Raw genomic sequence first — 11,062 nt, 5'->3', positions numbered from 1 at the left:
GTCTTTGACATGCTGTCGGTCAGAAGAAGTGGCGATCGGGCCGGCGGCGCGGCAAATCCACCGTGACCGGCGGCCGCTTTTGCGCTAGGCACGGCACGAATTTCCCCCGGAGCATCCCATGAGCCGCCGCGTCAAGAAACCTCTCGCCAAGCGTGGCCCCGACGGCGCGCGCGGCAAGCCGGCGCGCGCCGGGCTGGGCGCTAAGACCGGGAAGCCGGGTGCCGGCAAAGCTGTCGCGGGCAAGGCTGGCGCCGGCAAGCCCGGTGGCGCCAAGCCGTCGCGCGATGCCAAGCCGTTGCGCGCTGGTGGGCCTTCGAAGACCTCGCGCGGCGAGGGAGCGTCGCGGCAGCCGCGGTCCGGCGACAAGCCGGTGCGGTTCGGGTCGGGGCCGGCGCGATCGTCGCGGCCGGCGGGTGAGAGCAGGCCGCGCGCGGTGCAGCCGGCGCCGGTCGAGACCCACGAGCGGTCCGAGGCCAAGCCCGACGCGCCGTTGCCGACCAAGGTCGAGACCGTCACCGTCACGGCGGACGAGAACGGCATGCGGGTCGATCGCTTTCTCGAAGCGCGGTTTCCCGGCCTGTCGTTCTCCCACATCCAGCGCATCGTCCGCAAAGGCGAGCTGCGGGTGAACGGCAAGCGCGCCGATTCGAAGGACCGGCTGGAAGAAGGCCAGAGCGTACGGATTCCGCCGCTCAAGCTCGATACGCCGAAGCTGCCCGGGCATCTGTCCGAAGCCGAGCAGAAAACCCTTCAGACGCTGAAGGCGATGACGCTGTTCGAAGACGCCGACGTGCTGGTGCTGAACAAGCCGGCCGGGCTCGCGGTGCAGGGCGGCTCGGGCACCACGCGGCACATCGACCAGATGCTCGAAGTGCTGCGCGACAGTAAGGGCCAGAAGCCGCGCCTGGTGCACCGGATCGACAAGGAGACCGCCGGCTGTCTCTTGGTCGCCAAGACCCGCTTCGCCGCGACCGCGCTGACCGGTTCGTTCCGCCATCGCTCGGCGCGCAAGATCTATTGGGCGCTGGTCGCCGGCGTGCCGAAGCCGAAGCAGGGTCGGATCTCGACCTATCTGGCCAAGGACGAGAGCGAAGAGGATTCGATCATGCGCGTCGCCAAGCACGGCGACGACGGCGCCAGCCATGCGGTGACGTACTACGCGGTGGTCGAGACCTCGGGGCAGAAGCTGGCCTGGGTGTCGCTGAAGCCGGTGACCGGGCGCACCCATCAGCTCCGCGCCCACATGGCGCATATTGGCCACGCCATCGTCGGTGATCCGAAGTACTTCAACATCGAGAACTGGCAGCTTCCCGGTGGCCTGCAGAACCGGCTGCATCTCTTGGCGCGCCGGATCGTGATCCCGCATCCGCGCGGCGGTGTGATCGACGTCTCGGCGCCGTTGCCGCCGCACATGCTGCAGAGTTGGAACCTGCTCGGCCTCGAGCACGACCGGTTCGATCCGATCGAACATGCGCCGGAAGAATGACGCCCCGGCGCCGCTTGCGGCGGGGCGCGGCGATGCCGACATGGCTAAGATGACAACGCTTCCTCTCCACTCACTCTCCCGTCATGCCAGGGCTTGTCCCGCCTGCGCGGTCGAAGCCGCTTCGGCGGGGCGAAGGCCCGGCCATCCACGCCTTGCGACGGCGGCCAAGACGTGGATGCCCGCGACAAGCGCGGGAATGACGAAGGTGAACTATCTGGCCGGTTGCGCACTCGCTGGTCTGATCACCTTGTTTGTCCTCGCCGGCCCGGCCGCCGCGCAGATCATCATTCCGGGCACCGCGCCGTCGAGCATCACGCCGCCGCCGCCACCTCCGTCTGCGCCGCCGCCGGTGATCACCGTGCCGGTGGTGCCGAAGCTCGCCGATCCGCCGCCGCTGACGCATGAGCGGATTCAGCCGGCGCCGGATCTGCCGAAGGCGCAGCTTCGGCGTGGCCGCTCATTCGGCGACCGGATTCAGGACTGCCTGAACGACTCCACCGCGGCCCAGCTCAACTCGGCCGACCGCGCCGCGTATTCGCGCGCCTGTGCTCAACAGTAGTTCGAGAAACCAAGATGCGTGATCTGTTCGACGAGGTGGCCGGCAAGTCGCCGCTCGATCCCAACGAAGCGGTGCGGCGCACCAGCCGGGCGCAACTGCCGAAGAGGTTCTACACCGAGGCCGGCGTTGCCGAGGACAACGGCGGCTTCGCGGTGCGGCTCGACGGCCGCGCGGTGAAGACGCCGTCGCGCAACGCGCTGGCCGCGCCGGATCGGGCTCTGGCCGAAGCGATCGCCGCCGAATGGCAGGCGCAGGGCGAGACCATCGATCCGTCGACCATGCCGCTGACCCGGCTCGCCAACAGCGTGATCGACGGCGTTGCCGGCCGGATCGATGCGGTGACCGACGACATCGCCAAGTACTTCGGCTCCGACCTTTTGTTCTATCGCGCCGAGCACCCGGAAGAACTGATCGCGCGCGAAGGCGCGCATTGGGACCCGGTGCTGTTCTGGGCCAAGGATGCGCTCGGGGCGCATTTCATCCTGGCGCAGGGCATCGTCCATGTCGGCCAGCCCGAGACCGCGCTCGCCGCGGCGCGCGCGGCGCTGCCGGGCGATCCCTGGCTGCTCGGCGCGCTGCATGTCGTCACCACCATCACCGGCTCGGCGTTGCTGGCGCTGGCGCTGGCCCACGGCCGGCTCGAGGCCGATCAGGTGTGGGCGGCGGCGCATGTCGACGAGGATTGGAACATCGAGCAGTGGGGCCTCGATGAGGAGGCCGCCGCGCGCCGCGCCGCCAAGCAGGCGGAGTTCGCCGCCGTAGCCCAGGTGATCGCGGCGCTGGGTTCCCGGAGAAGTTAACGACGGGTTTACGTCCCTCGCTTAGTCTGGGCGGATCGCACTCAGCGCAGCCGCCCGCAAAGGACAGCGATGGCGATTTCGGTCAATCCGAACCTTTCCCTCGTTGCGCTGCAAGGCGTGACCGCAGACGTGCTGCTGCAGCCCGGGTCGGTGCTGCAGGCCAAGGTGCTGTCGGTCGGCGATAACAACCAGGTTCGAATCGCGATCGGCGGCCAGACCGTCGAAGCCACTACGCAGGTCCCGCTGCAGGCCGGGCAGACGCTGCAGGTGTCGGTGTCGCAGACCGATGCCGGGGTGCGGCTCGCGATCGTCAATCAGCCGGTGACCACCACGACCGCGCAGGCGGCGCTGGCAGCGTCCGGCGCGGCGATCGACAGCGTTACGCTCGGGCCGCAGGCGATCGTGCTGACCTCGGCGCAGGCGGCGCCGAGCATCGTGCCGACCACGACCCAGGCGCTAACGCCGCAGCAGGCGGCCGCGGTGGCGACCGCCGCCGAAACCGCCGTTACGCAGCAGACCGGGCTGTCGGCGCTGTTTGCCAATCTCGGCGCTGTGGCGAATTCGAGCGGGCTGCCGGCGGCGGTGCGCGACGCCGCGGCGCAGGTGTTGGCGCAGCAGCTGCCGACCGCAGGCGGCCTGACCGGCGCCGGCATCCAGAAAGCGTTTCAGAATTCCGGGATCTTCCTGGAAGCCGCGCTGGCGAGCGGGACCGCCGGCGCCGGCACCGACCTGAAGGCAGCGCTGCTGGTGCTGCGCCAGGTGCTGACCACCGCGCTCGGGGCGGCGACCGCGCAGGCCGGCGGCACCACGGCGACGCCGGTGCTGCAGAACGGGCAGGGCACCTCGCTGCTGGCGCTCACCGCCAAGCTCGAGGCTGAGGCCAATCTGCTCGGCGCCACCACTTCGACCGCCGCCACGACGACCGCGAATGGCACCACCACCGCGCTGCCGCTGACCGCTTCGCCGACGCTGGCGGCGTCGGCCACCGCTGCGGGCGCGGCCGCAACTGCCAGCGCATCCACCTCCGAGCAATCGCTGGTGCAGAACGTCATCGCCCAGCTCACCGGCACCGCGACCTCCGCGACCGCGTCTACGACTCAGGCCCAGACCGCGGCGACCAGCACCGCGGCGACGCTGAGCGCGTTGCAGCAGGCGCTGCAGGCCGATCCGCAGACCGCGGCGGTGCTGGCCAAGGCCGGGCTCAGCAATCCGGTGCTGCTGTCGCTGCTGCCAGCGCTGACCGGTAACCGGGTCATCAAGGACGACAGCGGCATCGCCCGCACCAACACGCCGCCACCGCCGTTTCCCGGCGCGCTGCCGGCCGCCCAGCCGGTGATGCCGGCCAATCTGACGCCGCACGCCCCGGTCGATGCCAATTTGCGCCGGATTCTGACCGAGACCGAAGGCGCGCTGGCACGGCAGACGCTGCTGCAGGTCGCCTCCCTGCCGGATCGTGCCGACGCGGCACCGGCCCGGGTCGATGCCGCCCAGCCGCGCTGGGCGTTCGAGATTCCGCTCGCCACCCCGCAGGGAACGGCCGTGGCGCAGTTCGAGATTTCGCGCGACCGCGACGAAGCCGCTCAGGCCGCTGGCTCGTCCGGGACGGTGTGGCAGGCGCGGTTTTCGCTCGATGTCGAGCCGGCCGGGCCGGTGCACGCCCTGATTTCGCTGCGCGGCGAGAAGACCTCGGTGCGGCTGTGGGCGGAACGCCCCGCCACAACCGCTCAATTGCGCGCGGGCGCCGCCGACCTCGGCCGCGCGCTGGCTCGCGCCGATCTGGTCTCCGGCGATATCGTGGTGCGCGACGGCGCGCCGCCCGCACCACGCCCGGCGGTGGCCGGCCATTTCCTGGACCGCGCGCTGTGACCGCAACCGACACCAAGAACCCGCTCGCGATCGCGCTGCACTATGACTACGCCGGGGCCCCGCGCGTGGTCGCCAAGGGCAAGGGCGTGCTCGGCGCCAAGATCATCGAAGTCGCCAAGCAGCACGACATTCCCATCGAGGAGAACGAAGTGCTCGCCGGCGCGCTGTCGCACGTCGAGCTCGGCGACGAAATCCCCGAGGAGCTCTACAAGGCTGTCGCTGAGGTGCTTGCCTTCGTGCTGCGGCTGTCGGGGCGCGGCCCGGTGCGCTGAGCTGAGGCTCAGCGCGGCTGCGCCGGCGCCTTGCCGATCGGGCCGAGATGGGTGAAGCGGAAGCCGGTCTTGTATTTCAGGCCGTAGCCGAGCGCCCGGTCGAAGCCGATATGGGCCAGCCAGATCATCGCCACCGTGCCGGCATAGGGTACCACCAGCACGATCCCGGCGATCGCCAGCAGCAGCGGCCCGATGGTCGAATGCAGCACGTTATAGACCACCGCGCCGACTTTGGGCCCGGCCAGATAGCCGAGGAAGCCGAGGTCGGGCGCGAAAAACAGCAGCGCATACAGCTCCCAGGGCGCGTCCGAGATCACATAGAACAGCGTGCAGCCGGCAAACACCGCCAGCCCCTCGGCCCGCAGCACGGTCAGGATGCCGCCGCTGGCCACGGACGGATCGGCGGAGGGCAGGGCGGCGGTCATCGGTCGGCTCCAGCTGGCGGCCCCGCGATATACAGGGCTCGCAGCCGAAGCCGCCATCGCGGTTTCGCATCCGGCCGATGCAGATTTGGGGGCGGTGTCCGGATGCCGTCCTCAGGTCGCGGCCGAACCGGCTCAGGACACGCCAAAAGGGCTAGGCCGGTTCGGTCCAAGGCGGTTTCCTCCTGCGAGGCGCCCTGCTAGAAGGCCTTGATTGTTGCGGTGAAAAGGGCAAAACCTCCGCACGCCCAACCAAGAAAAGAAAACCGGCTTATTGATCATGAAGCACATCCTGGAAGCATTGGACGAACGGCGCACGGCAGCCAAGCTCGGCGGCGGCGAAAAGCGCATCAATGCGCAGCACGCCCGCGGCCGGCTCACCGCACGCGAACGGATCGACCTGCTGCTCGACAAGCATTCGTTCGAGGAGATGGACATGTTCGTCCAGCACCGCTCGACCGAATTCGGGATGGCGAAGACCAAGATCCCCGGCGACGGCGTCGTCACCGGCTGGGGCACGGTCAACGGCCGCAAGGTGTTCGTATTCGCCAAGGACTTCACCGTGTTCGGCGGCTCGCTGTCCGAGACCCACGCGGCGAAGATCACCAAGATCCAGGACATGGCGCTGAAGGCGCGGGCCCCGATCATCGGCCTGTACGATGCCGGCGGCGCCCGCATCCAGGAAGGCGTCGCGGCGCTCGCCGGTTACTCCTACGTGTTCCGCCGCGTGGTGCAGGCCTCCGGCGTGATCCCGCAGATCAGCGTCATCATGGGCCCGTGCGCCGGCGGCGACGTCTATGCGCCGGCGATGACCGACTTCATCTTCATGGTGAAGAACACCAGCTACATGTTCGTCACCGGCCCGGACGTCGTGAAGACGGTGACCAACGAAGTCGTCACCCCGGAAGAACTCGGCGGCGCGTCGGTGCACGCCACCAAGTCGTCGATCGCCGACGGCGCGTTCGAGAACGACGTCGAGACCCTGCTGCAGATGCGCCGGCTGCTCGACTTCCTGCCGGCGAACTCCTCCGAAGGCGTGCCGGAATGGCCGAGCTTCGACGATATCGAGCGTGAGGACTTCTCGCTCGATACGCTGATCCCCGACAATCCGAACAAGCCCTACGACATGAAGGAGCTGATCCTCAAAGTCGTGGACGAGGGCGACTTCTTCGAGCTGCAGGACACCTTCGCCAAGAACATCATCACCGGCTTCGGCCGCATCGCCGGCCGCACGGTGGGCTTCGTCGCCAACCAGCCGATGGTGCTTGCCGGCGTGCTCGACAGCGACGCCTCGCGTAAAGCGGCGCGGTTCGTGCGGTTCTGCGACAGCTTCAACATCCCGATCGTCACCTTCGTCGACGTGCCGGGCTTCCTGCCGGGCACCGCGCAGGAATACGGCGGCCTGATCAAGCACGGCGCCAAGCTGTTGTTCGCGTTCTCGCAGTGCACCGTGCCGCTGGTCACCGTGATCACCCGCAAGGCTTATGGCGGCGCGTTCGACGTGATGGCGTCGAAGGAAATCGGCGCCGACATCAACTACGCCTGGCCGAGCGCGCAGATCGCCGTGATGGGCGCCAAGGGCGCGGTCGAGATCATCTTCCGTCAGGACATGGACGATCCGGAGAAGATCGCGGCGCGGACCAAGGAATATGAGGACCGCTTCCTGTCGCCGTTCATCGCTGCCGAGCGCGGCTATATCGACGACGTGATCCTGCCGCACGCCACCCGCCGCCGCATCGCCCGCGCGCTGGCGATGCTGCGCGACAAGAAGATGGAAATCCCGCAGAAGAAGCACGACAACATGCCGCTGTAACGGCATCGGCTCGTTCGAGTTTGGAAAAGGGCGGTGATCGCGACACGATCACCGCCCTTCGTGTTTGAAGGGGCCGCGAAGCTCCTCGCCTGGCTGATTGGTCGGTCCAACCAGGATGCGGACTCACAAGAACGCAGCCATCGGCTCAGATGTCTGGTATCCGTGAGCATCGTCACGGCTTGATGAAATGATGTCCGGATGAGAATTCTGATTTTTGGCTTGGGCTATTCGGCGAGCTACATCGCCCAGCATTTGCAGGGCGCGGGGATCGAGGTCACTGCAACCGTCAGAACAACCGCCAAGGCCGAAGAGTTGGGCCGGCGCGGGATCACTGCGCGGTTGTTTTCATCCTCTTTTGTCGATCCTCTGATCGCTGATGATATCAAGTCGAGCGACGCCATTCTGTCGTCGATCCCTCCGAATGAATCCGGCGATCCGGTTCTCTCGTCCTTCACTCGCGCGATCGCCAGTGATTCCAGGTCGCGGTGGATCGGCTATCTCTCGACGATCGGCGTGTACGGTGATCACCTCGGCAATTGGGTCGACGAAACAACGCCTGCGACCTCCGAAAAACCCCGCTCGCAACTCCGGATCGCCGCCGAGCAGCGCTGGCTGGCGTTAGGCGCGCAAGTTTTTCGTCTGTCCGGGATCTACGGCCCGGGCCGAAACCAGCTGGAGAAGCTCGCAGCCGGAACGGCGACGCGTATCATCAAGCCCGGCCAGGTCTTCAATCGAATTCACGTTGCCGATATCGCCGCGGTGGTCGCTGCGTCACTTTCGCGGCCGCGACCGGGCGCCATTTACAATGTCACCGACAATGAGCCGGCACCGCCGCAGCAGGTCGTCGAATACGCTGCGAAACTATGCGGACGAACACCGCCTCCTGAAATTGCTTTCGAGCGCGCCGATCTGTCCCCGATGGCGCGCAGCTTCTATCTGGAGAATTGCCGGGTCCGCAACGATCTGATCCGCACGGAGTTGGGTGTTACATTGGCCTATCCATCCTATCGGGAAGGACTCGTGGCCTTGCGAGCGCTTGGGGAGGGGCCAGCTTAGTGGGCGGAGAGCTTTGATAGCGGAGCCTGGCGCCCCGTGTAAGCTGGTTGAGCCGCGTCCTCGAGCCGAATTCGGGACTGCGCTGCCTTAAGGGCGACAAGCAAGCGTAGCCTGGATGAGCGAAGCGACATCCAGGTTTGGCGCACCCGCATGTCGCTGCGCTCATGCGAGCTACCGAGGGCTATTGACGGCGACTGAACCACCGCCAACCCTTCGCCATCACCCCGGCGAATACAAACAGCCCGAAGGCCACCACAAGGGCGGCGGCGATGAGGGCGAGCGTGAACTGGATTGGGTCGCTGTCGAAGCTGATCAGCCGGGCGTAGCCGGTGTCGAGGCCGCTGATGCGGGTGGAGATCTGTCCGATCGCCAGGCCTTGATACAGGCGGGATGCGGCCAGCGCCGTCGCCAGCGCAACCAGCGGCAGGCCGACGGCCAGCGTCGCGATGGTCTTCAGCACCTGCCCCCCTGTCCTCACGGCTGGCAATCTTGCACGCACCGGCAAAGGCTGCAATCGTGCGGCGAGGCCCGCTTACTTTCGCGCCCAGCTTCGCTCCAGAAACGCGAACAGCCGCCGCTCCGAATCCGCGACCACGTCCGGCTGATAGCGGTAGGCAACGTGGTTGCCGCGGACATCGGTCTTGCTCCGCCCGTCGAGCTGCTGGCAGTCCCAGCAATGCGTCGTGCCGGCATAGACGTGCCACTCCACCGGGGCGCCGGCGGCCTTGAGCGGCGTCAGCTTGTCGATGCATTCGGCGGCGGGCGTCTCGGTGTCGGCTTCGCCCATCATCAGCAGCAGCGGCTGGGCGATGTCGGGGCCGACCAGCTCGTAGTCGCGGCCGCCGGGCGGCTTGATGCGGAAGCAGCCAGGATAGAAGCTAGCGACGGCCGCAAAGCCCGGTCCCGTTCCGAAGGCGTCTATATAGTGCCGGCGCGCGGCCAACAGGCCGACCATGCCGCCCCAGGAAAACCCGACCAGCGCAACTCGTTTGGGATCAACAAAGGGCTTTCGGCGCAAATGCTGCGCCGCCTGCAACGCGTCCTTGGCGCCGCGCACGAGATTGACCCCGGCCTTCGGGCCATAGCACACGCTGGTGACGCCGCGCGCGCTGAACGCATCGAGCAATAGAACCGCGTAGTTTCGCGCGACCGCCCGCCGCGCCCAAGCCGCAACCGCACTATTTAGTCCAGCGCATTGATGCAGCAGCACTAGCGCGGGAAATGGCCCGTCGCCGGACGGCTTCAGCAGCGCCATGCGCGGCGCGGTAAGCGCATCGATCGCCTCGGCGCGATCAGGCAGCGCCAGGTCATCGGCGAAGGATGCCGCTCGCTGCACGATGTCGTGCGGCAGCACGAGCGTATCGGCGTCCTCTCCCGCTGCCGCCGGCTGCGCCAGCGCGAGGATAATCCAGGCGGCACCTAACAGCATCGGCAGGAGCACTTCCTGTCCTCCAGCGGTCCGGTTCCCCACTCCGAACCAGGTTCGTCGCGCACAAGGCACCCGACGATCACCACGATTGTTCCGGATTTTCGGAATTACCGGGTCGCTATTTCGCTTGTGATCGAAAGCAGGGTGTCGCTAGAATACTTGTATTTTAGAGAATGCATTTGTCGAAAGCAGCGCCATGCAACAGCAGGCCCTCCTCCTCCGCAAGTGCCATGTTGGCTCAAGGCTCCGCCGCCGTCTCCTCGCGGCCGGCTTAATTAGTATCGCAAGCTCGCCGGCACTCGCCCTGACCAAGGAAGCCGCTGTGGAACAATGCCGCATGTCGGTCGGCCGTCCGATCGTGATGGAGTGCATGCGCAGCGGCGGCGGTCTCGAAGCGTGCCGCGCGCGGGCGACGCCGCGGGTACGCGCCTGCGTGATGGCAGCGATGCAATCCGCCAACGGGCGGGCTAATGTGGCGGTAGCGATCCCGACCGAAGCTGCCCCCAAACTGCCAACCGGCACCGCCGCCAGTGCAGGCTTCGTCGCGCCGCCCCGCACCATCGCCGACATCACCGCCATTCTCGATAGCGAGAAGCCGAACGCCGCCAAAATCGCCGAGGTCAAGGCTGCCGCCGACGCGATTCCAACAGGGAAGGAATCGAAGGCGGAGTTGGCCCAGTTCTATTTCGACCGCGCGAATGCCCGCGCTCAGCTTGGCCGTCTGGCCGACACGCTGGCCGACGCCGACAAGGCGATCGAAGTCGGCCGCGGCGCGGCGAGCCCTAACCTCATGGGTCGCTTGATCCAGCTCGCCGCCCTCCAATACGCCAGCGCCGGCGATCCGAAGAAGGCGCTCGACCTCTATCTGCGCCAGAACAAGGAGATCGGCACTCAGGCTGGCTCCAAAGGGTATCAATTCGGGGCCAACCGCAGCATCGCACAATTCTTGATCCAGCTGGGCGACATCCCGCAGGCGGAGGCCTATCTTCGCCGTAACGATGCGCTGATTAAAGAAGCGCGGACCAGCTTCCTGCCCGGGTGGCGCAAGTCCTACGCCGTGTTTGGCCAGAGCTGGGAAGCCGAAATCGAGACCGGCCGCGCCCTGCTGTTCGAGGCTCGCGGCCAGATCCGCGAGGCCGAGTCTGCCTATCGGCTCGGCGAGCAACGACGGAGGGCCGCTATCAAGCCGCTCCTCGGCTCGGAAAACCCGCCATCTGAATCGCAATTACTGCAGGCGGTCGATCTCACCATCATTAGTCAGGCGCGGACCAAGGCGCGACAAGGCCGGCTCGCCGAGGCCGAGACCGATGCCCGCCGCGCGCTGCTGTCGCGCTTGAAGGACACTGGCAAGTACAACCC

General features: G+C 67.1%; 10 protein-coding genes and 1 pseudogene. 8 read left to right on the top strand and 3 right to left on the bottom strand.

Annotation, left to right across the window (positions count from 1 at the left end; all coding sequences use genetic code 11):
* Positions 1-118: 118 nt before the first annotated feature.
* The 5 genes from DYI24_RS12720 (at position 119) to DYI24_RS12700 (ending at position 4,983) form a co-directional block, all read left to right on the top strand.
* Positions 119-1,486 (top strand): RluA family pseudouridine synthase, encoded by a 1,368-nt coding sequence (locus DYI24_RS12720; RefSeq protein ID WP_164572539.1) that lies wholly within the window; start codon positions 119-121, stop codon positions 1,484-1,486.
* Positions 1,487-1,682: 196 nt separating this feature from the next.
* A complete protein-coding gene (locus DYI24_RS12715; RefSeq protein WP_107345054.1) occupies positions 1,683-2,045 on the top strand; it encodes a hypothetical protein in 363 nt (120 codons plus the stop codon).
* 14 nt (positions 2,046-2,059) lie between these two features.
* Positions 2,060-2,845 carry an ATP12 family chaperone protein gene (locus DYI24_RS12710; protein WP_164572538.1) on the top strand — a complete coding sequence of 262 codons (786 nt, stop codon included), beginning with the start codon at positions 2,060-2,062 and terminating at the stop codon, positions 2,843-2,845.
* 69 nt (positions 2,846-2,914) lie between these two features.
* Positions 2,915-4,711: a flagellar hook-length control protein FliK gene (gene fliK / locus DYI24_RS12705; RefSeq protein WP_164572537.1), complete on the top strand. Its 1,797-nt coding sequence runs from the start codon at positions 2,915-2,917 to the stop codon at positions 4,709-4,711.
* Positions 4,708-4,983, top strand: coding sequence for an EscU/YscU/HrcU family type III secretion system export apparatus switch protein (locus tag DYI24_RS12700; protein ID WP_107345051.1), 276 nt, complete (start codon positions 4,708-4,710; stop codon positions 4,981-4,983). Before fliK ends, DYI24_RS12700 begins: the two co-directional genes overlap by 4 nt.
* An 8-nt stretch (positions 4,984-4,991) precedes the next feature.
* On the opposite strand, the gene DYI24_RS12695 is transcribed toward DYI24_RS12700, so the two are convergent.
* On the bottom strand, positions 4,992-5,408 hold the full coding sequence (locus tag DYI24_RS12695; protein WP_107356108.1) for a DUF4260 domain-containing protein: 417 nt from the start codon (positions 5,406-5,408) through the stop codon (positions 4,992-4,994).
* A gap of 277 nt (positions 5,409-5,685) precedes the next feature.
* Between DYI24_RS12695 and DYI24_RS12690 the strand changes: the two genes are divergently transcribed.
* Positions 5,686-7,218: an acyl-CoA carboxylase subunit beta gene (locus DYI24_RS12690; protein ID WP_107345049.1), complete on the top strand. Its 1,533-nt coding sequence runs from the start codon at positions 5,686-5,688 to the stop codon at positions 7,216-7,218.
* Between the two features lie 198 nt (positions 7,219-7,416).
* Complete coding sequence (locus DYI24_RS12685; RefSeq protein ID WP_164572536.1) at positions 7,417-8,274, top strand: SDR family oxidoreductase; 858 nt, start codon at positions 7,417-7,419, stop codon at positions 8,272-8,274.
* A gap of 181 nt (positions 8,275-8,455) precedes the next feature.
* On the opposite strand, the gene DYI24_RS12680 is transcribed toward DYI24_RS12685, so the two are convergent.
* Positions 8,456-8,734, bottom strand: a complete 279-nt coding sequence (locus DYI24_RS12680) for a hypothetical protein (RefSeq protein ID WP_164572535.1) — start codon at positions 8,732-8,734, stop codon at positions 8,456-8,458.
* Between the two features lie 72 nt (positions 8,735-8,806).
* Positions 8,807-9,703: a dienelactone hydrolase family protein gene (locus tag DYI24_RS12675; protein ID WP_205523496.1), complete on the bottom strand. Its 897-nt coding sequence runs from the start codon at positions 9,701-9,703 to the stop codon at positions 8,807-8,809.
* A gap of 196 nt (positions 9,704-9,899) precedes the next feature.
* Between DYI24_RS12675 and DYI24_RS12670 the strand changes: the two are divergent.
* Positions 9,900-11,062: pseudogene (locus DYI24_RS12670) on the top strand (hypothetical protein); the annotation flags it as partial.

The sequence above is a fragment of the Rhodopseudomonas sp. BR0C11 genome, assembly GCF_010820945.1.
GTDB classification, from domain to species: Bacteria; Pseudomonadota; Alphaproteobacteria; order Rhizobiales; family Xanthobacteraceae; genus Rhodopseudomonas; species Rhodopseudomonas palustris_H.
The sequence above is the reverse complement of the archived record's forward strand: the minus strand, read 5'-3'. Positions and strand labels throughout refer to the sequence as shown.